Annotated in this window: 24 protein-coding genes; 17 read left to right on the top strand and 7 right to left on the bottom strand. The window is 63.7% G+C overall.

All coding sequences use genetic code 11. The features are described from left to right. Window positions 1–11: 11 nt before the first annotated feature. From JAO75_RS16515 to JAO75_RS16480, 8 genes are all read left to right on the top strand, one after another. A complete protein-coding gene (locus JAO75_RS16515; RefSeq protein ID WP_199050236.1) occupies window positions 12–392 on the top strand; it encodes a c-type cytochrome in 381 nt (126 codons plus the stop codon). A 5-nt stretch (window positions 393–397) separates the two neighbouring features. Next, a complete protein-coding gene (gene coxB / locus JAO75_RS16510) occupies window positions 398–1,435 on the top strand; it encodes a cytochrome c oxidase subunit II (protein WP_199050235.1) in 1,038 nt (345 codons plus the stop codon). Between the two features lie 23 nt (window positions 1,436–1,458). Continuing rightward, the gene (locus JAO75_RS16505; RefSeq protein ID WP_199050300.1) at window positions 1,459–4,014 is read left to right on the top strand and encodes a cbb3-type cytochrome c oxidase subunit I; all 2,556 of its coding nucleotides are present in this window, start codon (window positions 1,459–1,461) and stop codon (window positions 4,012–4,014) included. Between the two features lie 5 nt (window positions 4,015–4,019). Further along, on the top strand, window positions 4,020–4,385 hold the full coding sequence (locus tag JAO75_RS16500; protein ID WP_199050234.1) for a hypothetical protein: 366 nt from the start codon (window positions 4,020–4,022) through the stop codon (window positions 4,383–4,385). Window positions 4,386–4,395: 10 nt separating this feature from the next. Continuing rightward, entirely contained in the window at window positions 4,396–5,313 is a 918-nt protein-coding gene (locus JAO75_RS16495) for a cytochrome c oxidase assembly protein (RefSeq protein ID WP_199050233.1), read from the top strand. Then, window positions 5,310–6,608, top strand: coding sequence for a DUF2254 domain-containing protein (locus JAO75_RS16490; RefSeq protein ID WP_199050232.1), 1,299 nt, complete (start codon window positions 5,310–5,312; stop codon window positions 6,606–6,608). Before JAO75_RS16495 ends, JAO75_RS16490 begins: the two co-directional genes overlap by 4 nt. Window positions 6,609–6,836: 228 nt before the next feature. Then, window positions 6,837–7,370 carry a superoxide dismutase family protein gene (locus JAO75_RS16485; protein ID WP_199050231.1) on the top strand — a complete coding sequence of 178 codons (534 nt, stop codon included), beginning with the start codon at window positions 6,837–6,839 and terminating at the stop codon, window positions 7,368–7,370. 333 nt (window positions 7,371–7,703) lie between these two features. After that, entirely contained in the window at window positions 7,704–7,877 is a 174-nt protein-coding gene (locus JAO75_RS16480; RefSeq protein ID WP_199050230.1) for a hypothetical protein, read from the top strand. A gap of 55 nt (window positions 7,878–7,932) precedes the next feature. Here JAO75_RS16480 and JAO75_RS16475 read toward each other — a convergent pair whose 3' ends face one another. The 3 genes from JAO75_RS16475 to JAO75_RS16465 form a co-directional block, all read right to left on the bottom strand. Continuing rightward, the gene (locus tag JAO75_RS16475) at window positions 7,933–8,397 is read right to left on the bottom strand and encodes a PRC-barrel domain-containing protein (protein ID WP_199050229.1); all 465 of its coding nucleotides are present in this window, start codon (window positions 8,395–8,397) and stop codon (window positions 7,933–7,935) included. Between the two features lie 51 nt (window positions 8,398–8,448). Continuing rightward, the gene (locus JAO75_RS16470) at window positions 8,449–8,910 is read right to left on the bottom strand and encodes a cupredoxin domain-containing protein (protein ID WP_199050228.1); all 462 of its coding nucleotides are present in this window, start codon (window positions 8,908–8,910) and stop codon (window positions 8,449–8,451) included. A gap of 80 nt (window positions 8,911–8,990) precedes the next feature. Next, window positions 8,991–10,535, bottom strand: coding sequence for a Do family serine endopeptidase (locus JAO75_RS16465; RefSeq protein WP_199050227.1), 1,545 nt, complete (start codon window positions 10,533–10,535; stop codon window positions 8,991–8,993). 337 nt (window positions 10,536–10,872) lie between these two features. On the opposite strand from JAO75_RS16465, the gene JAO75_RS16460 reads away from it, so the two are divergent. Next, on the top strand, window positions 10,873–11,583 hold the full coding sequence (locus JAO75_RS16460; protein WP_199050226.1) for a PRC-barrel domain-containing protein: 711 nt from the start codon (window positions 10,873–10,875) through the stop codon (window positions 11,581–11,583). 79 nt (window positions 11,584–11,662) lie between these two features. Here JAO75_RS16460 and JAO75_RS16455 read toward each other — a convergent pair whose 3' ends face one another. Next, window positions 11,663–12,496: a Crp/Fnr family transcriptional regulator gene (locus JAO75_RS16455; RefSeq protein ID WP_199050225.1), complete on the bottom strand. Its 834-nt coding sequence runs from the start codon at window positions 12,494–12,496 to the stop codon at window positions 11,663–11,665. Window positions 12,497–12,762: 266 nt separating this feature from the next. Here JAO75_RS16455 and JAO75_RS16450 point away from each other — a divergent pair, with 266 nt between their 5' ends. Further along, window positions 12,763–14,910: an ATP-binding protein gene (locus JAO75_RS16450; protein ID WP_246742564.1), complete on the top strand. Its 2,148-nt coding sequence runs from the start codon at window positions 12,763–12,765 to the stop codon at window positions 14,908–14,910. After that, window positions 14,907–15,575, top strand: a complete 669-nt coding sequence (locus tag JAO75_RS16445) for a response regulator transcription factor (protein ID WP_199050223.1) — start codon at window positions 14,907–14,909, stop codon at window positions 15,573–15,575. Before JAO75_RS16450 ends, JAO75_RS16445 begins: the two co-directional genes overlap by 4 nt. Window positions 15,576–15,984: 409 nt before the next feature. Here JAO75_RS16445 and JAO75_RS16440 read toward each other — a convergent pair whose 3' ends face one another. After that, the gene (locus JAO75_RS16440) at window positions 15,985–16,572 is read right to left on the bottom strand and encodes a PRC-barrel domain-containing protein (RefSeq protein ID WP_199050222.1); all 588 of its coding nucleotides are present in this window, start codon (window positions 16,570–16,572) and stop codon (window positions 15,985–15,987) included. 109 nt (window positions 16,573–16,681) lie between these two features. Next, window positions 16,682–17,449: a PRC-barrel domain-containing protein gene (locus JAO75_RS16435; RefSeq protein WP_281433523.1), complete on the bottom strand. Its 768-nt coding sequence runs from the start codon at window positions 17,447–17,449 to the stop codon at window positions 16,682–16,684. Window positions 17,450–17,718: 269 nt separating this feature from the next. On the opposite strand from JAO75_RS16435, the gene JAO75_RS16430 reads away from it, so the two are divergent. The 6 genes from JAO75_RS16430 to JAO75_RS16405 all read left to right on the top strand — a co-directional run bounded on the left by JAO75_RS16430 (window position 17,719) and on the right by JAO75_RS16405 (window position 21,905). Beyond that, window positions 17,719–18,711 (top strand): mechanosensitive ion channel family protein, encoded by a 993-nt coding sequence (locus JAO75_RS16430; RefSeq protein ID WP_199050220.1) that lies wholly within the window; start codon window positions 17,719–17,721, stop codon window positions 18,709–18,711. Between the two features lie 221 nt (window positions 18,712–18,932). Beyond that, window positions 18,933–19,337, top strand: a complete 405-nt coding sequence (locus JAO75_RS16425; protein ID WP_199050219.1) for a four-helix bundle copper-binding protein — start codon at window positions 18,933–18,935, stop codon at window positions 19,335–19,337. 67 nt (window positions 19,338–19,404) lie between these two features. Then, on the top strand, window positions 19,405–19,629 hold the full coding sequence (locus tag JAO75_RS16420) for a hypothetical protein (RefSeq protein WP_199050218.1): 225 nt from the start codon (window positions 19,405–19,407) through the stop codon (window positions 19,627–19,629). Window positions 19,630–19,728: 99 nt separating this feature from the next. Further along, on the top strand, window positions 19,729–20,364 hold the full coding sequence (locus JAO75_RS16415) for a PRC-barrel domain-containing protein (protein ID WP_199050217.1): 636 nt from the start codon (window positions 19,729–19,731) through the stop codon (window positions 20,362–20,364). 158 nt (window positions 20,365–20,522) lie between these two features. Beyond that, the gene (locus tag JAO75_RS16410; RefSeq protein WP_199050299.1) at window positions 20,523–21,578 is read left to right on the top strand and encodes an MBL fold metallo-hydrolase; all 1,056 of its coding nucleotides are present in this window, start codon (window positions 20,523–20,525) and stop codon (window positions 21,576–21,578) included. A gap of 162 nt (window positions 21,579–21,740) precedes the next feature. Next, window positions 21,741–21,905: a hypothetical protein gene (locus tag JAO75_RS16405; RefSeq protein WP_199050216.1), complete on the top strand. Its 165-nt coding sequence runs from the start codon at window positions 21,741–21,743 to the stop codon at window positions 21,903–21,905. Window positions 21,906–21,947: 42 nt separating this feature from the next. Here the strand turns inward: JAO75_RS16405 and JAO75_RS16400 are convergent. After that, window positions 21,948–22,895, bottom strand: a 948-nt coding sequence (locus JAO75_RS16400; protein WP_210340302.1) for a hypothetical protein, incomplete at its 5' end; no start/stop codon positions are given.

Below are 22,895 nucleotides of genomic sequence, written 5' to 3'. Positions count from 1 at the left end.
GAAGAACATTGGTGGCTTCCCTTCTGATGATGCTCGCCGGCTGCAACGACAGCGGCTCCTCTCAGGAAGTCGGACAGTCCCTTGATGACCTGAAGGTCTCCCGCGTCGTGGGCGGCGAGCCCGAGATGGGACGCCGCATCATCGCGGCGTATGAGTGTGGAGTCTGTCACGTCATCCCGGGGATCCAAGGGGCCCACGGAATCGTAGGGCCGCCGCTGACGGATTTCGGCAGGCGTCAGTTCATCGGCGGCGTCGTTCCCAACGAACCATCTTTGCTCGTTCGGTGGGTGCAGGACGCGCCCTCCATTGCTCCTCACACGGGCATGCCGGACCTCGGCCTGTCCAACGACGAAGCTCGCCACGTGGCGGCCTATCTTTATACGCTGCGGTGACGAACATGAGGCGTCATCGATACCAGGTCGCGTTCCTCTCATGCCTGCTCGCTGCCATCGCCAGCGTGACCGAGGCCTCGGCCCAATCCTTCGGCCTCGTCGACAGGGCGCTGATGTGGATCCAATCCACGATGGTGACATACGGGCCTCACGCCGGGATCATCAAGACCTTAAGCTGGGTCATGTTCGCCGGCGCGCTTCTAATCTTTCTGCTGGTCATGGTGCTTGCCACCTTCGCCATCTTCGCACCGGAGCGGATGCGGGGCTGGATGACGGGCCGGAAATTCATCATCAGCCTCGGCATTGTCTTTCCGATCGTAACGCTGACGGCGCTGCTTGTGTGGGGGCTGTTCATATCCCGTGGCCTGGTGACGGTCGGGAGCCCTGCCCTGCGCATCGAGGTCATCGGGGAGAGATGGTGGTGGCGCGTACATTATGTGGACGCCGAGGGCCGAATCCGCCTCGTCAGCGCCAACGAGATCAGGATTCCGACAGGCCGCCCCATCGAGTTCGTCCTCAAGACCCAGGATGTGATCCACTCCTTCTGGGTGCCGAGCCTTGCCGGCAAGCTCGACATGATTCCCGGCCGCGTGAACGTCACCCGCTTTTCCGCCGAGCGTCCCGGCATCTACCGGGGGCAGTGTGCCGAGTATTGCGGCGAGCAGCACGCCCTGATGGCCTTCTACGTGGTTGCGCTGCCTCAGGACGAGTTCGAGACCTGGTATGCCCGCGAGGCAACCCCTCCGGCCGAGCCGGTCATTCCGCTCCTCGTCCGCGGTAAAGCGCTCTTCCTCGAAAACGGTTGCGGGGCGTGCCACACCATCCGGGGCACGCCCGCCGAAGGGGTCATCGGCCCTGATCTGACCCATGTGGGCGGCCGCCTTTCGATTGCTGCCGGTACCTACCCGAACAATGTCGGGACGCTTGCCGGTTGGATCTCGTCGGCCCAGCACCTGAAGCCGGACAATCTCATGCCTTCGTTCGGCAACCTGCAAGGCGAGGAACTGCGTGCGATCGCGGCCTATCTGGAGAGCCTCAAGTGAGTGATGCAACCTTCCAAGGCGGAATAGCGGATACGCGCGTCAGGCAAGAGAGCGCGCCGGTCCGGCTGCCGAATCCGGCTCCGCGCCCGGAAGCCGAGCTTGATGAGCTCAAGCGGGCATGGGATCAACCGAAGGGCATCCATTTCCTCTCCGCCGTGAACAACAACTATGTCGGCGTCTGGTATGTCGGCACCGCGCTCCTGTTCTTCGTTCTGGCAGGCATTCTGGCCCTGATCATGCGCACGCAACTGGCGCAACCGGAGCTCCGGCTCATCGGGCACGAGCTGTACAACCAGCTTTTCACCATGCACGGCACGATCATGATGTTCCTCTTCGCCGTGCCGGTGGTGGAGGCTTTAAGCGTTTTCCTCCTGCCGAACATGCAGGCCGCCCGCGACCTCCCGTTTCCGCGGCTCTCGGCTTATGCCTTCTGGGCTTATTTCTTCGGCGGCCTCGCTTTCTTCTGCAGCCTCTTCTTCGGGCTTGCGCCGAACGGCGGCTGGTTCATGTATCCGCCCCTCACGAGCTACATCTACTCCCCGGGGATCAATGCCGATTTCTGGCTCCTCGGCATCGGCTTCATCGAGATCTCGGCCATTGCAGGCGCAATCGAGATTATCGTGGGCGTCTTGAAGACCAGGGCTCCGGGCCAGAGCCTCGACAAGCTGCCGGTCTATTCATGGGCGATGCTCATCTTCGCCCTGATGGTGATCATTGCATTCCCGGCGATCATCGCGGCAACGCTGCTCCTGGAGCTCGAGCGCGCCTTCCACTGGCCCTTCTTCATCGCCGAAAAGGGCGGCGACCCTCTGCTGTGGCAGCACCTGTTCTGGTTCTTTGGCCATCCGGAGGTCTACGTCATCTTCCTTCCAGCCGCCGGCATGGTTTCCATGATCGTGCCGACCATGGCGCAGACGCCCCTCGCCGGCTACCGCCTGGTCGTGCTTGCCGTGATCGGCACGGGCTTTCTGAGTTTCGGCCTGTGGGTCCACCACATGTTTACGACCGGGCTGCCGCAGCTTTCCTTGAGCTTCTTCTCGGCTGCGAGCATGGCGGTCTCGATCCCGAGCGGCATTCAGGTTTTCGCCTGGATCGCGACGATCGCGTCCGGCAAGCTGCAGAACAAGACGCCGACCTATTTCATCCTCGGGTTCCTGTTCATCTTCGTCATCGGCGGGCTCACGGGCGTCATGGTCGCCATGGTGCCATTCGACTGGCAGGCCCATGATACCTACTTCATCGTCGCCCATCTCCATTACGTCCTGATCGGCGGCATGGTGTTCCCGATGTTCGCCGCCTTGTACTACTGGGCGCCCACCGCCTCGAAGACCCCGCTGTCTGAGACGCTCGGCAAATGGGCCTTCTGGCTCATGTTCATCGGCGTGAACGTGACCTTCTTCACCATGCACATCACAGGCTTGATGGGCATGCCTCGGCGCACTTACACCTATATCGCAGAAATGGGTTGGGGGCCGCTCAATCTGATTTCTACGCTGGGCGCCTACATGATCGGCGCAGGCGTGCTGGTCTTCCTCATCGATCTGGCGAAGAACTTCCGGCCCTACCAGGGCGACCTGGGCAACGTCTGGAACGCCGGTACGCTCGAATGGCTCCCGAGCGGCAACTATCAGACACGCTCGATTCCCATCGTCACCAGCCGCGAGCCGCTGTGGGACCAACCCAACCTGTCCGAGGATGTCGAGGCCGGCCGGTACTACCTGCCGGGGGCCCAGACGGGCGGACGTGAAACCATCGTCACCAGCCCTATCGACGCAGTGCCTCAGTACGTGTTGCAGGTCCCCGGGCCGAGCTGGCGCACGGTCTTTGCTGCATTCTTCACCGCATCGTTCTTTATCGGCCTGACGATCAAGCTGTACATTCCCGCGTTCATATGCGGGGTCCTTGCCGTCGCCTTCGTCATCTGGTGGATGTGGGACACCGATCCGGGCCCTGCCGGAACTGGCGAGATCGATATTGGAGGCGGACTGAGACTCCCGACCTATGTCACAGGGCCGATGAATCACTCCTGGTGGGCGACGATCATTCTGGTGATCGTGACCGGCATGGTGTTCAGCTGCATCGTCTTTTCCTACTTTTATCTTTGGACGGTGAACCCTCTCATCTGGCCGGCATCGGCAGCATCGCTGCCGCTCATCTGGTGGCCCATCGGCGCCGCGGCACTTTTCATTGCAAGCGGCTTTCTCGTCTGGTTCGCAGGGAGAAGGTTGTCGCAGGTGCCCGAGCGAAGCTCCTGGCCAACCCGCATCGCTCTCGTCCTGGCAGTTCCCCTGCTCATCGGGGGTGTTGCGCTCGAGGTCTTCGGCCAACTTGAGACGGGTCTGCGCCCCTCCGAATCCGGGTATGGAGCGGTCGTCTACACCCTCGCGTCCTACCAGGGATTCCTTGTCGCGGTCCTGGCGATCATGGGGCTGTACACGGTTGTTCGCTCCCTCAGCGGCCGCTTGACCTGCGTGCGGCGGTCGACCTTCGACAACACACAGCTTCTTTGGCAGTACGGGGTCGCACAGGGACTCGTGACCCTTCTCATCATTCATGCCTTCCCACGTTTGCTGGTGTAAGACCGATGGGCGACACTGACTTCATCCGCAAATCCCTGTTCATGACCGGCGGGCTTATCATCTGGGGCATCCATTTCGGCCTGGTCTACACCTTCAATGCCCTGGCTTGCGCCCGACGCTTCGCCGGCACCGAAATCCTCGGAATCGGGATCGTTCCCTTGACGGTCATCGGAACGACCATCGTGGCTCTCGCGGCAACGCTCCTGGTGCTCCTGCTCGCCTTCTGGCGGAAGGGACCGGCTGCCGCCTCCCGCGACGAGAAGCCGGTCAACGACTTCATGCGCTATACCACAATCACCATCGCCGGGTTGTCCCTGGTGGCGATTGCATGGAACGGCCTGCCGGCTTTTCTCATTCCGCCTTGCGGATGAGGTTTGAACCATGCGGATCCACCTTGGAACAGCCATGCTTGTTCTGCTGCCGGAGCAAGCCTTCGCTCACGCGGACGGACAGGCTGTCTCCCCTGACGACCTGTGGCATCACTGGAGCACCGATCCCTGGGTTCTGGTCCCGCTGGTCGTGGTCTCGGCCCTTTATATGCGAGGGGTGCGCAACGTCTGGAGCAGAGCTGGCATGGGGCGGGGTGTGTCGCCTGCCGGCGTGATGCTGTTCGCCGCCGGCATCCTCTGCCTGCTCATCGCCCTGGTCTCGCCTCTCGATGCGCTCAGCGGCACGCTGCTGACGGCTCACATGGTCCAGCATGCGATCCTGATTGCCGTCGCCCCGCCGCTGCTGATCGCAAGCCGTCCGGAGGCGGCGCTGACCTGGTCCCTCTCCCATTCCTACCGACGAGGGCTTGGACGCAGCCCCTTTCTGCGCTCCTTAAGCCGCCGCATGGCGTTCCTCGCCGGCCCGATCCCCGGGGCTGTTTTGCATGGCCTCGCATTGTGGCTGTGGCACGCTCCCGCGCTCTTTGAGGTGGCCCTCAGGTCGGAGCTTGTCCATACGGCCGAGCACATGGCCTTTTTCGGTACGGCGCTGTTGTTCTGGCGCGGCATCGCGGCAGCCCTGCGCAGTTCCTCGGCGGCACCGGCCGGGATTGCGGCAGGCTTCCTCACGCTGCTCCATGGCTGCTTCCTGAGCGCGCTGATCACCTTCTCACCTCGCCCCCTGTACGTCTGGTACGGGGAATCCACCATGCTCTGGGGCCTCGATCCCCTTGCGGACCAGCAGCTCGCCGGGTTGATCATGGGCGCGCCCCTGACCCTGGTCTATCTGCTGGCCTGCCTGGCTCTGGCCGCCCGCCTCCTGACGCCTGCCCGATACAGCCCCGCTACGGCAGGGGATCCGGCATCATGACACGGATCAGAAACATTCTGGTCCGCATCCGCGGTCAGCTGTGGATCCTGCCGGCTCTCATGTGCGTGGGCGCGCTTCTCTTGGCGTATCTCATGCTCAGCCCTGCGCTCGGGTTCGAATATCTGGTGGAGGCCGAGCTTTGGTGGTTGTTCAGCGGCGATGCCGGAACGGCGCGAGACCTGCTTTCAACCCTGCTCTCCGGCATGATGACGATGACATCGCTGGTCGTGTCGATGACATTCATCACCCTGACCCTGGCTGCGAACCAGCTCGGTCCCCGGCTCATCTGGAACTTCATCGAGGATCGCCAGATCCAGGCTGTCCTGGGACTTTTTCTGGCGACGATCTTCTACATCGTGGTCGTCCTGCGCAGCATCGACGACACGCTGGGGCCTCAAAACGTTCCTCACCTTGCGATTACGACAGCAACCGTCCTGACCCTTGTCTGCCTGTTCTCGCTTCTGTTCTACGTTCACAAGGTGTCCCGGGCGATCATTGCCGATACGGTCGTCGAACGGGTCGCCGACGCTTTGCAGCAGTCTCTCGACGACCTGCTTTCGAACGAGGAGAAGCCTGCGGCGGAGCATTCCGTAGCAGATCTCCCGGCCCATGTCTGCTGGATATCCATCGGCAAGGCTGGCTATATCCAGACTATCGACTACGGCCAGCTTGTCCATGTTGCGAAGAAGCACGACATCGTTCTGCGCGTGACGGCCCGCGCCGGGCACTTCCTGCTTCATTCCGGTAAGCATGTGGAGGTCCTGTCCTGTCACGCCGTCGAGGAAGATCTATCCGGCAAGATCCGGCCGGCATTCATCATAGGCCAGGAACGCAACGCGGCACAGGATCTGGAGTATTCGTTCCGGCAGCTCGTCGAGGTGGCGCTGCGGGCTCTTTCGTCCGGCATCAAGGACCCGTTCACGGTCATCGCGGTTGTGGACCACCTCGGAAAGGCGCTCGAGCTTCTTCTGATGAAGGCTCCACAGGAGCCCAATATCTACGATGACGAGGGACAGCTGCGTGTGATCGCAAGCCTTTCGGACGCGGAAGGCCTCGTGGAGGCCAGCTTCAATCAGATCCGGCAATCAGCCTCGGATCAGCCTGCCATTCTCATTCATATTGCCGATACGCTGAGAAGGCTTGCGGAGGCGGTCGATACGACCCGCGTGCAGGATGTCCTGCTTCAGCAGCTCGACGGTCTCGCTCAGTCGGCCGAGGGGCTTGCCTTCCGCCATGATCGGGAAGAGACGTTCAGGCGCATTGCTGCTGCGCGGAAATTCGTCAGGCGCTCGTAACCGGCCCTTAGCCTGCGCAGGACGCAGTCGCCGGCCCGATGCCCTTGGTCTTGGAGCGTACAGGATATGGAAGCAGCGTTCTTGGAAAATGGGAACGGCCCGTCCGGCTTCCGGTTCACCCTCGCGAGCGCTCCAGGACAGGAGCGTCTCTCGTTGCGCCGAATTCAGGATCGAGGCGATCTGCGGGCGTATCGACCCAAACCGATGAGGGTAAGGAGGATGAACACCATGAAAGCACTCATTGCATGCGCGGCTCTGATCGTATCGGCGACAGCGGCCGCGGCTCAGAATCAGCCCACCTCGACTCCCCTGGACGCCCGCGCGGTCTTCATGAACAAGGAAGGCAAGACCATCGGAAGCGCAACGCTGATCGACACCCCCAATGGCGTTCTCATCCGGGCGGACATCGCAAACCTGCCTCCCGGCCCGCACGGCTTCCACATTCATGAGGTCGGCCGCTGCGATGCAAGCGGCGGCTTCGAATCCGCAGGTGGCCATTACAACCCCCGTGGCGCCAAGCACGGCTACTGGATCGAAGGTGGCCCCCATGCCGGCGACCTGCCGAACCAGACCGTGGGGCAGGACGGCAAGCTCCTGGCCGAGGTCTTCAATCCCCATGTGGGCTTCGACGGAGAAGGGACTCTGTTCGATCAGGACGGCTCGGCCCTCGTGGTCCACGCGACAGCCGACGATTATCGCTCCCAGCCTTCGGGAGGCGCCGGCGACCGCATCGCTTGTGCCGTCATTCAGCGCAATCGATAGCGTCTTCGCTCCAGATATCCGGTTCGGCAGCAAGCACGCTAAGTATTCGTGTACGCTGCCAAACTGTGCTTCCGGCCGGATGGGCTCCTTTCCCTGCCTTGATCGCGTTTACTTCTATGAGTGATCATAGGAGATTTCATGGTGCCTCATCCAGATCGCCGGAAGAGAGAGATGCCGATCGTTGCTGGAGAGATTTTCGGCACATTGGTTGTCGGCTTGGTGTTTTGTACTTTGGCCTGGACCGTTGGGCAGCAGGTCATCTGAAGCATGTCAGGATCCGAGCGGGCCCGTTTCATCCCGTGTGATTGACAGGGTTCTTACAGGGAGATCGACATGAAACGGCGCAATTGGATCGCCCTTTCCGTGGTCGCTGTGGTGGCCGTGATCTTGTGTACGACTTTGTGGGTTGTTTTCGTGGACCGCGACGAACCTCCTGGCGCAACAGGGTCCGTCGCAGGGGCGCTCCCCGAGAGTTCGGCGATCACGTCGGTTCCACCGGAGCGGTGACCACCCTCCCGAGGACAGGCTCCTCAGTCGGGCCGCCAATCGACCAAGGCGGCCTTTAGGGCTGCTCGAACTGCGGCGCCAGCTCGAGCAGGCCCTTCGGCACGTTCACGATGATCCGATCAGGCGTGAGAATGTTGCTCAACCGCATCTCCTCCCGCACCAGGGCCCCATCCGGCGTGCTGGGAGAAATTCCGCCGCTCACCGTCCCGGTCGTCACCGTCGTGTCGATCGGGTCGATCCGCAGGGCATAAGGGCTGACCGCCACCTTCCGATCGCCAATTCCAAAGGTTCCGCCGACGGAAAGAACATATCCGCGGATCCTGCCGCTTTGGTCGATGATGACGTCGGATATTTCGCCGACATCCTCCCCCTCGGGGCCGAAGACGTTGCGCCCGATCAAATCCGATGCTCTCCAAACCCCGACTTTCGGGGGCGTATCGACCACGACTTCCGGCGCTTGGCCCTGGGCGGCGGCGGCCGTGGTGAGAAGCACACCGGCGATCACATACAACCTGATCATGACAGACTCCTAGGTTTCATCGGCAAGAAGGGACACGCACGATCTGCCGCGTCACGGACGCCCGTCGGCTGCAGGAGCGACGATCAGGAAGCCGCTTGTCTCGTTGGTCGGAATCCCTCCCTGCTTGAAGCAGGAATAGTAATATTCGCCGGGAACCGGACTCTGGAGCATGACCCACACGGTGCTTCGGGGAGCCACGATGAAGGTGTCTTGGACGATGTTCCACGTGAAACCGCCGGACTCGACGATCTTCGAGGCATTGAAGAACTTCGGCGCCGCGAAGGCCACAGGCAGCTCGGACCTGTTGACGACGCGAAGCTCAAGCGGCGTGGTGGCAGGAAGTCGAGCGCGGGGCGGCCGGCACCGGAGGTCGCCATTGACGGTTTCTGCGCTGATCTCCACCGGCGTGACGGCAGCCTGCCCAGCGCCCGGACGCGGCGTCTGCGCCAGGGCCGCCCCAAAATGCCCCGCGGCGATAAGGCATGCCATGAAGCAGGTTGCAGGTCTGAGCATCGTCATACTCCTCTTGCTCTTCTGTCTTCCGAAAAGGCGGGAGGGCCCTCAGTCCGGAGCTGAAGGGCCCTCCCGGTTCATCAGGCTGCAGGAACCGGAACTGCGATGAATCGCGCGCCCGCCTCGGCTTCCACCCGGAAGAGCACGTTCTTTCTGCCGGTCTTACGGCTGTCCTCCAGGGCCTTCCTGACATCCGCAGGCGTCTGAACGGCCTGGCCGCCGACCTCTGCAATCACGTCGCCGGTCTTGAACCCCTTCTCGGCCGCAGTGCTGCCGGGTTCGACGCCAACGACGGCAACGCCCTTGACGTCCCCTCCGGCGGCTGCACCTGGCGCAAGCCGAAGGCCGAGCTTGTCCATTTCCATGGTGCCGTCCTGCTGGGAAGACGCCGACGCGGTCCTGTCGGACATCTTGCCGATGGTCACGGAAACGTCCTGCCGCTTGCCGTCGCGCCAGACCTGTAGATTGGCAGTCGAGCCTGCGCTCAAGGATGCAACCGTTCTGGAGAGATCGCGCGCATCGTCGACGGGCTTGCCGTTCACGGAGAGGACGACATCGCCGGTCTTGACCCCGGCCTTCGCCGCCGGGCTATCGTCCTCGAGGCGGGAGACGATCGCGCCTTCAGGCTTTTCGAGGCCGACGCTCGAAGCGATGTCCTTGTTTACGGACTGGATCTGAACGCCCAGGAAGCCGCGCTCGACGACACCCTTTTCCCTCAATTGGTTGACGATGTTCTGAACGGTTTCCGAGGGAATCGCGAATGCGATGCCGACATTGCCGCCCGACGGCGACGCAATGGCGGTGTTCACGCCCACGACCTGCCCACGCTGGTTGAAGGCGGGACCGCCGGAGTTGCCGCGATTCACCGGGGCGTCGATCTGGAGGAAGTCGTCATAGGGACCGGCCCCGATGTCGCGGGCTCGAGCGGAGACGATCCCTGCCGTGACGGTTCCACCCAGGCCGAAAGGATTTCCAACCGCAATCACCCAGTCGCCGACCCGCGGGGCTTCCGGCGCAAGCTCGACATATTTGAAGGGCCCGCCCTCCTCCACCTTCAGCAGAGCAAGATCGGTCTTCGGATCGGTACCGACGACCTTGGCCGGCAGAGTTCGGCCATCGTCCATGAGCACTTCGATGTCAGAGCTCTTGTCGATGACATGATTGTTGGTGACGAGATAGCCGTCTGCCGACACGAAGAAGCCGGATCCCTGCGATGCCCCACGCCTTGGGCTCGGCCCGGGACGGGAGTTCCCCTCGTTCGGGCTGCCCTGCCCCCGGAAGCGCTTGAAGAACTCCTGGAAGGGATGGTCATCCGGCAGGTTGAGGTCGGGGAGATTGAAGTTCGATCCACCCGACTGGTTGTCGCTCGTCTGGGCATTACCGGCCTTTGCCCTCACCGACACGACGGCCGGTTTCACGCGATCGACCACGTCGGCGAAGGACGGCACCATCTGAGCGGGCGCTGCCGTCAGTGGGGTCTGCGCAAGCGCAGGACCGGCGATGTTGCCGCCGAACGTTGCCATGGCCGCCATTGCAGCCGCACCCAGGAGAGCAGACCGGATGCGAAGGCCTTCCCGCCTGCGTGCAAAGACCTCGATGTTCTGTTCGGATTCCGTCTTGGGCATTGATGTAGGCTCCATCATCTCGGCTGGGTCTGATCCGGGTATTGATCGCTTAGGTTCTCGTGCGACGTTGCGCTCACGATTCATGAAATGCTCGCCGTACCCTCTTCGGCGTTCCGCGCCGGTGGGGTCCGCGCCATGCCGGTGCATGGTTCACAGAGCATGCTCCTTTACGAACTGGCGAAATGAGGACTCGTTTCACCATGAGCGCAGGCAAATCCGGACTTGCGTCTGCCGTCGGTACGTTGGCGGACCAAGCAAAGAACCGGACCGCTCCGGGCGCTTTCCCCCTCGACCACGCGCGCGAGCGCAACCGGCACCACCTCAAGGAGGGGAGACCATGAAGTTATCCCGGATCACGGCCGTACTATTGGTCACGACGGCGTTTGCGGCTCCCGCTCTCGCCCAGGACTCAAACCCGGCGGTTCGCCCTGCGCTTGAAGGCCGGATGAGCCATCTTGCACCGGATGCCCTCTATGAGGGCTGGCGCTCGCAGCAGCTCATCGGACAGAAGGCTCTTCGCAGGAACGGTGAGGAGGTCGGCACCATCCGCGATCTGATCATCGATGCGGACGGGCGTCTTGCGGCAGTGCTGGTGACCGGCGGGGGAGCTTCGAATGTCCCCGATTTTCTCTACCGCATCCCCTGGAGCGAAGTTGACCTCACGCCGGGACGCGAGGGCATCGCGACGGAGCTCCTCGATGGAAAGAGGCCGCAATACACGCTCTTTCCGGGCACGGATAATGTCCCGACTCTGCCGCGCGAGTTCCGTTTGACAGAAGTTCTCGGCGACTATGCCCGGCTGCAGACAGGGTACGGATACGGCTATGTCACAGACGCGGTCTTCGACATGAGCGGCCGTCTCATCGCCGTGCTCGTCAGCAGGGACGCGGCCTCCGGCGGAGGAACCTTTGCGTTCGCGTTCCCCGGGACGGTCGGACGTTGGGATCCGGGTGCGAGCTATTATGGGCTGCCGTTCATCACCGACTCCCAGGCGGAGGCGGCAGGTCTTCGGATCGATCCCAAGCGCTTCAAGGGCGCAATGCTCTGACGGGACAGGCCGCAGCAGGGCTCTGATGGCTCCCGCTGCGGCCTGTCTCTGCCGTTGAATTCAACGCTCGCCGTCCGGCTCAGCAGGCAATGCGGTACGCCGGCTCCGATCCGCTGTCGCAGGTGATCTTCTTGTATTCCGACCGGATGGCCCGGTAGCAATCGCAGACCTCGCCCTCAAGGCGTGCGCGGTCCAGGATCACGATCCGCCCGCGCCCGCGAAGGATCATCCCGGCCTCCTCCAGCCGGCCCATGGCCGTGGTCACGCCGGCGCGCCGGACACCGAGTGCCCGCCCCAGGAACTGGTGGGTCAGGGCAATCTCGTTCCCCTCGACCTGATCGTGTGCGAAGAGGAGCCATCGGGCGAGCCGCTGCCGCAAGCTGTGGCGGCTGTTGCACACGACCAATTGCGCGCTCTGCACGTTCGTTGCCTGAACATAGGTCAGCAGAAGCTGCCGCAATGCCGGAATCCGGTTGAGCAGCGCCTGGAGGTCGTCGGCTGAAATCCGCCATGCCTCCCCTGGAACCTGAACCACACACCGGTGTGGCGTCCGTGTCGTTCCGAGGACGACGGGAAGGCCGACGAAGTCTTCACGGCCGAGGGTCCCCACCTCCAGCATGCACTGATCGTCGGCACGGGCCATGAGGGAGGCCAGCCCCTGCTCGATGAAGTAGGCATACATGACCGGCAGGTTTCGCTCATGGAGCACCTGCCTCCTCTTCAGAGGAACCCGCTCGAGATACGGCATCACCTCTTCCAGAACAGCGCCGTCGAGCGCCCGCAGGAGACCGTTGCCGATCCGGCTCTCGTCGGCGGCTATTCGGGCCCCACGCTCAGCCCTGAGGCTCAGGGAATGCCTCCTGAGGCGGTCCTGAGGGCTGTAGCGGGTCAGTTCTTCGGTGCAGCTAAACATTCCCGGAACTCCTGTCTCGGCGAGCGAAGCTTCGCCATGTGTGAGGGATCGGTCACTTCAGCATCGACATGCCCTATATATTTGCGTGAACAGTCTCCGGAATGTCAGTCGGGCCTTGCGGCAGGGGGTGTCAGGATAATCCTGACAGGCCTGTGGGTTCTTCCTTGCAAACCTGTCAGGGGGACCATGACATAATGGGCAACATGAGCGATGTCTTGGTCCGGCAAGGGTCTATGTCCTCCTCCAGTCCAGGGGGAGGGGCTCCCTTGGAGCTACAGACCGGCGGTCCGGCCCTGGCTGCGCTCGGCGCCCGAATACGCCTTGAGAGGCAAACCTTGGATCGGCAGTCATCATTTCACCGGAGGAACGACAACTGGCCACGGCTCGGCGACAGCCGCAGGCCGCTGCTGTCCCTGCTCCTGGCTGGCCTGATCCCGCTCCTGCTGTTCGGGGGCTGGGTGACCTATCTCATGGCCGACCGTGAGCGCATGGCGGCCCGCCAGAATGCCTCGGATACGGTCAGGCACGTCAGCGAACGAATCGCATCGGAGATGGCGGCCCAGCTGCAGGTGGCGGAGACCCTTGCCGCCTCGACAGCCCTCGATGGCCCCTCTCTCGAGGGTTTCTATGTGGAGGCGCAACGGGTCAGGGCGGCTCACCCGCTTTGGGCCACGGTCGAGCTGACGGATCTGACGGGCCTCCAGGCCCTCAATCTGCTGCGCCCCCTCGGCGCTCCTCTCGGCCCGACAGCCGATCGGGAGAGCTTCGATCAGGTCATGAGAACGAGGCAGTCGGTGGTTGGGGGCATCGGCCCCGTCGGGCAGATCTCCGGTCAGCGCCTCGTGACGATCCGCGCTCCCGTCGTCCGTGACGACCGCCTGCGCTATGTCCTCACGGTCTCCTTCGTGCCGAATGCGATCAGCTCGATCCTGAAGGGCGCCGGCACCCCGAAGGATTGGGTCGGAGCTGTTGTCGACGCCAAGGGGAACATCATTGCACGGACCCTCGCCGAGGAATTCGAGCTTGGGCGCCCCGCCTCGCCGGGGCTTCGCCAGGCGATTGCGCAGGCCCCATCAGGTTCCTACGTGGCCCGGACCCTGGAGGGGGTGGAGGTCGAAACGGTCTACCAGTCGCTTCCCTACACCGGCGGCTGGTCGGTTCATCTCGGGGGGCCGAGCGAGACCCTGAACGCACCCGTATTGCGCTCCATCTATGTTCTGGCAGGAGGCGGGGTGGTGAGCCTGCTCCTCGCCCTGGCCCTGGCATTCCTGACGGCCCGGGACATCGCCCATCGGAGACGGAGCGAATCGGAAAGAGCTGCGCTCGCTCTTGCGGTCAGCGAGGAGCGTGGCGCTGTCGCCATTGGGGCAGCGGAACTCGGGACGTGGCGCTGGGATGCCGAAAACGGCGAGGTTATCGGATCGGGGCGCACCTGGGACCTGCTCGGCCTGCCGCACGGCTTGGCCGGCGCAACGGAATCCCGCACCTCCGTCAAAAACTTCCTCGAAGCTGTACATGCCGAGGATCGCGCAACCGTTCAGGCCGCGATAGAGCGCTGTCTCAAAGAGGGCCGCTCCGTCAACGTGGCCTTCCGATCCGTTCACCCGGACAAGAGCATGCACTGGGTGCGCGTGACAGGGCGCATCCCGCAACTCGCCGGCCCCGCGCCGAAAGTGATCCACGGGGTGATCGCCGATATCGGGGCTCAGAAGCTGGCAGAGGCGGAACGTCTCGATCTGTTGAGGCGTCTCGCGGAGGCTCAGGAGAACGAGCAGCGCAGGATCGCGCGGGAACTTCACGATCAGGTCGGCCAGACGGTGACGGGCCTCTCGCTCGGCCTGAAGGCCCTCGAACAGAAACTGCAGGGGCTCCCGGGCCAGGAGCAGGTGCACTGGCTCCGCTCCCTGACGTCCGAACTGGGCCGGGACATCCATCGTGCGGCGGCCGATCTGAGGCCGACGGCGCTTGACGATCTCGGCCTCAAGGATGCGCTCCTGGCCTTCGCATCCGACTGGAGCGACCGCTTCGGTTTCGTGGTCGATATCCAGTTCGTCGGAGTCTACAACAGGCTTGCGCCCGAAATCGAAACGGTGGTCTACCGGGTTCTCCAGGAGGCCCTCACCAACGTCCTGAAGCATGCTCAGGCTCACAACCTGAGCATCGTCCTTGAGCAGCGCGGCCGGCGCCTCCATATCATCGTCGAGGACGATGGCGTTGGATGCAGGCCTGAATCCATCAGCGACATCGATGTTGCGACCAGCGAGGAGCGGCGCAGCCGACCTCCTCTCGGTCTGTCCGGAATGCGCGAGCGGTTGTCTCTGGTCAACGGCACCATGTGGATCGAATCCCAGCCGGGAGAGGGCACGACCCTCTTCATCCAGATTCCGCTCCCTGAACACGAGCTCATCTCATGACCCAGATCCGAGTCACTCTTGCGGACGATCACCCCGTCGTCCTAGCCGGGATCAAGGCGCTGCTGCAGGAAGCACCCGAGATCACGCTGATCGGCGAGGCCACGACAGGATCTGCAGCCCTGGAGATGATCTGTGACCGACAGCCGGATGTGGCGGTCATCGATATTTCCATGCCGGACCTGAACGGCATCGATCTCGCCTCGAAGGTCGGAACGGCTTGCCCGAGCGTCAAGCTCCTGGCTCTCACGGTGCATGAGGACCGGGCCTATATCCAACCCCTTCTGAAAGCAGGCGCGCGAGGCTACCTTCTGAAGCGTTCCGCCGCGGAGGACCTCGTGCGCGCCATACGGGCCATTGCGTCCGGGGGCACCTATCTCGATCCGGCCATTGCCGACCGGGCGATCTCCGATGCGGCGCGGGGCGGCAGATCGGGCAGCACGCAGCTGAGCAATCCGGAATCGCTGAGCCAGCGCGAGGACGAGGTTCTGCGCCTGACGGCCCAGGGCTACAGCAACAAGGAAATTGCTGCCCGCCTCGACGTCAGCATCAAGACCGTCGAGACATACAAGACGCGAGCCGCGGAGAAGCTGGGGCTCAGGACGCGAGCGGATATCGTCCGGTATGGGGCATCCCATGGCTGGCTCGCGGACCTGGAGGGGCACTGAGAGCTCCTCTCCTGATCTGTCTCACCGATAAGTACGCCGGCGTACAGAGCAATCGGCGCACCTACGAACTGCAGGCACGCTCCCGCGTTGCCTTGTTGAACTGACCGAAGTTGATCAGGTGGCTGCTGCAACTCATCTGATGTCCAGTTGAAATCTCGATTGGTTCACGAAGAAAAGTCAGAGATCCTTAGCCTCTGCTCCACCTGGAGATCCTTCAGGTGGAGCAGTTTTCTTTCAGCACTCCGACTTCTCGGAATTCAACGGCTCGAACGGTCGCGCCTTCATGGAGACGATGCTCGAGAGAGCAGAGACGACGAGCAGGCGGGGAGATCCCGTGGCATCGGGGCGCGGCCATGGTATGCCTGAGATCGCTGCGCAGGCGAGCCTGACCGCTCCCGTTCGTTCCCCGCTACCTCACCGTTCCCGTTTGACTTGGCGACGCATCGAGCTGCCGCAGAGTCACAGTCGCGCTCTGATCCAGAGGACGGTACGTGCCGCCATCCTCCGGAACCGCGGGCATCGCCAGAATGTCCTTTTCCCCGATGCCGGGCAGCAGCAGCCTTCCGGCGTGCATCGCCATGTTGTCGAGCGGAATGGCGACCTGCTTGTTTCCCGGCCAGCGCGGGCCGCGATACGTCATGAGCACGAAGACCCGCTGGTCGCTTCCCCGGGCAAGGCGGTCGACATTCCCGACCTGCTCCCCCTTCTCGTTGAAGACGTCCATGCCGGCGGCCTGTTCAACCTTCAGCGCGCCCGGTGAAGACTGGCTCCCTTGCGCCTGTGCGGCAGCGATGCAGGCTTGGTACTGACCTTCCTGACGATGAATCTGCATCTTCTGAAGCGCGTCATGCGCTTCAGCAGGCGTCTTGCCCTGCAGAACGCTGATCAGTCTGTCGCACTCCGTCTTCTCCTGATTCAGCTGGGCATGGACCCAGCTCGAAGACAATGCCGTGCATCCGGCTACCAGAAGCAGCCCCAGCGATACTCGTGTTGGCATCGGGTACCCTCCTCTTTCACTTCCTCTCCCAATCGGCAATTGGATTGGGCATGATTTGAAACTGGGCTCCGACCGAGGGCTGCATGTGCTCTCCGGGCCGTCGGTCGCGTCACCCGGAGCGGCTGTCGATCGGTTGTGATTGATCGTATTCCGGCGCCGTCTTCACCTCTTCTCTGGACCGGGAGAGATGAACGAGACGCTGGCCCCATGAAATCGAATCGATCCAGTCCGGCCGTATGAGGACCATCTTGCCGGGCCACCAGTTCTTCGTGTCGATGATGAAATAGCCGATGGACCAGTCGCGACCCTCCACCAGGATGTCCTCCACGTGGCCAATGTCTCCGTTCCGGGCGTGGGCATAGTAGCCGATCACCTCTTTGGCGCTGCGCAGATGGGGATCGCCACGCTCCTTGCTCTCTGCCCCCGTCAAATTTGCATCGGCTGTCGACGACACCGGAGCCGCGCCCATGCCGGCTACACCACCGGTTGCCGCGACCGGCGCTACCGGCATGACAGGATATGCAGTCGCCGGAACGATGGTAATTCCCGGGGCCGACCAGTAGGGAGTCCATCCGTAGGACTCATAGAGCGACGTCTCAGTCTGCCGTGACACAGGCAGATCGACGCCGGTGCCCGGGCTGTCTTCGACCTGCTTCTTGGTGAGATCGACCGTTATCGATGCAGCGCCAGCTTCCGGCGCCTCGGTGTGGGAGACAGGAAGCAGAACCGAGCGCCCCATCAGCCACGGCCCGGTATCGACCACGAGCCAGCGGGCGCGCCAGGTGTCATCCTCGAACAGAACATCGCTGATGCTCCCGATCTCACCGTCGCTGGCTTGGATCGAAAGGCCTTTCAAGCTCGAAATCCGCAGAAGCATTATGCACCCTCGGGTCAACCTATGGACGGCTAACCGGGCGCCTATCTCCCCGTTCCGGGCGCGCGCTGTAACGCGGTACACCAGCGGACAGAAGAAAAGCCCGCATTTGGCTCCCAAGCTTCAACCTGCACCGCCGGCAGATCACGATGTAGCTATGTCATCGCTGCGGAAACCCGAACGCCACGGCCGATCGAGCAACATTCCGGGAACACCCTACGCCTGCGCACGTTCGCCAGAATCGTGCGAGTTGCGGCGAGGGAGAGCGTGCCATGGAAACGGATCCGGGGATCACATTGGAGCGGATCGAGAGCTTCATCCAGGGTTTCTGGTGGATCCTGCCCAACCTTGGCATTGCGCTGGCCGTCTTCCTGCTCTTCCTCGGCGCCGCCTGGGCCGTGCGGATCGGAATATCCAGGTTCTTCAACCACCGAGGCCGCCCGGACCTCGCCGCCCTGCTCGCCGGCTTTGCGCGCTGGTCGACCATCGCCCTGGGCCTCCTGGTCGTCGCCACCATCGTGTTTCCCTCGGTCAAGCCCGCCGATGTCCTGGCAACCCTGGGTATCGGCTCGATCGCCGTGGGCTTTGCCTTCAAGGACATTCTGCAGAACTGGCTGGCCGGTCTGCTGATCCTGCTGCGTCAGCCGTTCCGTCAGGGAGACCAGATCATGATCGGCACGCACGAAGGCACGGTCGAGCGGATCGAAGCGCGGGCGACCCTGATCAGAACCTATGACGGCCGGCGGGTGATCATCCCGAACAGCTCCGTCTACACCGAGTCCGTGACGGTCAACACCGCCTTCGAGCGGCGTCGGAGCGAATACGACGTTGGCGTCGGCTATGGCGACGATGTCAGGAAAGCCTGCGAGGTGATCCGCAATGCTCTGAAGGATCTGCCGGGAGTCGTGCAGAACCCGGCGCCCGAGGCCATTCCATGGGAACTGGCAGGATCGAGCATCAACATCAAGGTCCGCTGGTGGACACAGCCGCATCGCGCCGACGTGGTGAGTGTGCGCGGCTCCGTGATCCTTGCTGTCAGGCAGGCGCTGGGCGAAGCCGGGATCGACCTGCCGTTCCCGACCAATGTCGTTCTCCTCCACGACCAGACCGAGGAGGCAGACGGGGATCGCTCGCGTCAGCGTGAAGGATGGCCTGCGGGCGACAACCCGCCCGCCGCCCGTCACCTGAACGAAATCTCCATCGAGCGCGGAGACGAGGAGGAGTCATCGGATACGGGCTTCCGGCCGACGCGCCGGCGTCAATGACCGGCAAAGGCTTGGCGGCAGACGCGACCTCCCTTGGTACGCCAGCGTACGCGCATCGGCGTTCATCAGGAACAGGGCCTGGAACAGGACATCCGCACACAGGTTGCTCCGACACTTGCATGGCCCGCCTCGGCGTCCGCCGTCTACACACCCGCTCGAGAACGAAACGTCCTGCAAGGTTGCTCGAGCGGAGACACGACGCTTAACCTGGAGATTGTGTGATGCACGTTCAGCAGATGATCAGCACCCACCCCCATGTGAAGGGCAATACGAACGACGCGCTCATTCGCTGCATCGAAGAGTGCTATTCCTGCGCCCAGACCTGCACGTCCTGCGCCGATGCGTGCCTGGGCGAGGACATGGTGCAGAAGCTCACCCAGTGCATCCGGCTGAATCTGGATTGCGCCGACGTCTGCGCCGCCACCGGCTCCGTGGCCACGCGCCGGACCGGGTCGAACGAGGAAGTCATTCGCCGCATGCTGGAGGCGTGCGCCACCGCCTGCCGCCTGTGCGGCGAGGAATGCGAGCGTCACGCCGGCATGCATGAGCATTGCCGTATCTGCGCGGAGTCGTGCCGCCGCTGCGAGCAGGCCTGTCAGGCTGCCCTTGGCAGCATGGCGGGCTGACTTCGATTGTCAGCCGATGCAGGGCGGGGTTCACGATCCCGCCCGAATCACCATCGAAGGGGGAGAGATGCAGTCTCCGAAGACAGACGACTTCCGCCTTGAGCAGGGCGACGGAACCATCATCGTGACCTTCACGCCGGACGGCCGGTCCTACACCTTCCCGGTCCATGAAAATCAGGTCTCGGAGCCCACCGTCTCCCCTGCCCAGACGAACGCGAGCGACTATGCTGACGATGACGTCCGCAGAACGGCCACCGAGCTGGCAAGGCTTGCGCTCAAGGGAGCCCCTTGAACCTTCGGGAAGAGCGCGGCGCTGGAGCGGCAGAACCTTGCCCGCGCTCATCCGTTCCCCTTGCGAGCGTCCCGGGACGCCCGTTCGAAGGAGAGCACCATGTTGAGGATGCAGCTTGCAGCGGGCCTTGCAGCCACCGCCCTGTTGACTGGAGCAGCCCTGGCCCAGACAGCCGCTCCGGCCCAGCCCACCGCGCCCGGCCAAGTCATGACCAAGATGCCCCCCGGCCTGATGCGCGGCTCGCAGCTGATCGGCACCGACGTCTATGGCGCCGACAACCAAAAGATCGGCGACATCGACGAGGTTCTTGTGGACCGGCAGGGCCGAATCCACGGCCTTGTCGTGGGGGTCGGCGGCTTCCTGGGCATCGGCCGGAAGGACGTGGCGATCCCCTTCGATCAGGTGCAGTGGATGTCGAGCCAGGAGGTTCAGGCCTCCGCCGGTGCCGGCCAGCGCGGCGCGAACACGGCCGATCCGGCTGTGCCTAGCACCGCAACCGGCGGCTTGGCACAGCCATCCACCACTGGAAGCACCGGCAGTACGGTTGGCACTGCACGCGATCCGAACATCCCTGCCCGTGCCATGGTGAGAATGACCAAGGCCGACCTGCGGAACGCCCCCGAATTCCGCTACAGCATGGATGCCGGCCGCGCAGGCGCCGCAGGCAACACCAATCCGCCTCCGCAGACCGTGAACACTCCCGGAAACGCGCCGGCGAACACGCCACGACAGTAGACCCGGATGATATCCGGACAGGCGGGACCGCCGGGCTCAAGGGCTCGGTTCGCGAGGCTCAGGAGCGGCAGAGCCTTGATCTCCGACTTGTGATTGTGCAGGCCTCAGCCAAGCCGTAAGCTCCCGCCTCCCTCGCATTCCCGCTGGAGCAGGACGTGCTGTCGCGCAGACAAGTCGTACACCTGATCGGATCCCTCCCGTTCATCGGCGCCGCTTCGGGCGCGAAGGCCCGGGAGGGCGGCTTCAATTACAGTGGCCCGCCCAGCGATCACTTCGATGGACAACGCTTCTTCAATCCCGGCGGGGAGCCCTCCCGCGGCTTCGGCGACTTCCTGCGCTGGCGGCTCACCAAGAGCGCGGCGCCATGGCCCGAGCCTAACCCGAGCCCGTTCCAGGACACGCCTCCGGTGCGCGTCGGAGGGCGCAACCTGCGCATCAGCTTCGTCGGGCACGCATCCTTCCTGATCCAGATCGCCGGCCACAACATTCTGACGGACCCGATCTGGTCCGAGCGCGCCAGCCCCGTGCCCTTCGCCGGGCCGCGGCGCTACAACCCGCCGGGCATCACGTTCGATCAGTTGCCCCGGATCGATGCGGTGCTCGTCTCGCACAACCATTACGACCACATGGACCTGCCCACCCTCGCGCGGCTGTGGCAGCGCGACCGCCCGCGGATCGTGGCGCCGCTCGGCAACGATGCCATCATCCGGGCGCACGATCCGGGCATCGCCGTCACGACCGTGGACTGGGGCGAGCGCGTTTCGCTCGCGCCCGGTCTTCAGGTTTTCGCCGAGCCGGCGCACCACTGGTCCGCCCGCGCCACGAACGACCGCAATCATGCGCTCTGGGCCTCCTTCATGCTGCGCGGCGGCAGCCGTTCCGTCTATTTCGGCGGCGATACGGGCTTTGGCGGCGGCAGGCATTTTCAGGCCATCGCTGCGCGCCATGCCGCGCCGGACGTCGCCCTGCTGCCCATCGGCGCCTATGAGCCGCGCTGGTTCATGAAGTCGAACCACATGAACCCCGAGGATGCGGTTCAAGCTTTCCGCATTCTCAAGGCCAAGAGCGCCTTGGGCTATCACTGGGGAACCTTCAGGCTCACGGATGAGGGCGCCGACCAGCCTCCCCGGGATCTCGCCCGGGCCCTGCAGGCCCGGAGCATCCCCGCACGGCGCTTCACGGCCATGCGGCCGGGACAGGTGTGGGCGGCCTGACCGGGCCAGATCACGATCCTGCGAATTCCAAGGATCGGTGAGCGCCATCCATCAGCGCCTTGACGCCGGCTCCCCATCGACCGGCGGGGATCTGCCATTCACAAGGGAACGCATCGGGCGCCTGCGCTTTCCCAAAGGAGCGACCCAGCGAATGGAGTTCCCATGTCCGACACGCCGAAGCCGCCCGATCAGCCGCCCGATATTCCGGGTCCCTTGCCCGAACTTCCCTCACTGGACCCTGTGGAGCCCACCGAGAACGACCGGCCCTCTGACGAGCGTCCCGATCCTACGGATGTTCCCTACGTGCCGCCTCCGGGCACCCAGTGAGACGGCTCCGGCAGGACGGCGCGCAAAGGTGCCGCCCTGTCTTCAGGACCAGTGCATCCGGGATGCGTCGGCGTGGAGATCGTCGACAGTCTGGATGTTGTCAGCCGTCGGCTGGTCGAAAGCAGCCACGGGATCCGAAGAGGTCGAGGATGGATCGCCATCGATCTGCTCCGTCCATGAACCGGTCGCACCGTGGCTCGTATCGGCGCTCTCATCGGCCATCAGGAGAATGACGTCCGATCCGGCGTCGTTCTGCGTCGGCTCGTATGCGGCCGCACCGATGTTGTGATTGCCTGCCTCCGCGGACTCCACTTGGTCGACGACCACGTCCACGGATTGGCGGGTCGAGGCGGCTCCGTCGCTGTCGATCAGCACAACCCCGATGTTTCGGGTGCCGGCGCCCAGCCCTGACGGATCGCCGCTCTCGAGCACGAGGGACTGCAGCACGGCCGCGTATGTTTCGGGGGAGGCATGGCCGCTGAGGGTCAGCGTGCCCGCATCGCCGGCCCCGGCTCCTCCCACCAGCTCGATGCCCGTATCGCCGATCATCGTGCGGCCATTCTCGCTGTGCAGGGTAAAGCCGTCGAGATCCAGCCTGTCGCCCGGCTGCGCACCTGAGAGCGTGATGACGGCGCCGCCGAGCTGGGTGCTGTCGACGTCCTGTGCATGCGCAATGCCGATGGCCTCGGCGTGATGTGCACCCGACTCCGCATGCTCCGCAGCCGTCAGGGACAGCTCGGGCGCATCGTTCACGGGTTCGACCGTGACCGTGAACGGCTTGCTGCTTGTGGCGCTGCCTCCGGAACCTGTCTCGGTGCTGGTGGCCTGAACCGTCAGGTGCATCGTGCCGCTCCAGTCCGCCGGAGGCAACAGCTTGAGGCCCGTCAGATCTCCGGCCGGCACGGTCCATGTCCCGTCCGGTTGCCTGGTGCCGTGGGAGAGCACGGCATCTTTCGGCACGTTGAGGATGCTCACGGCGAGCAGCTCCGA

Source organism: Microvirga splendida (assembly GCF_016427565.1).
Lineage (GTDB): Bacteria > Pseudomonadota > Alphaproteobacteria > Rhizobiales > Beijerinckiaceae > Microvirga > Microvirga splendida.
Note: the sequence above shows the minus strand (reverse complement) of the source record. Positions and strands in the feature narration are given on the sequence as shown.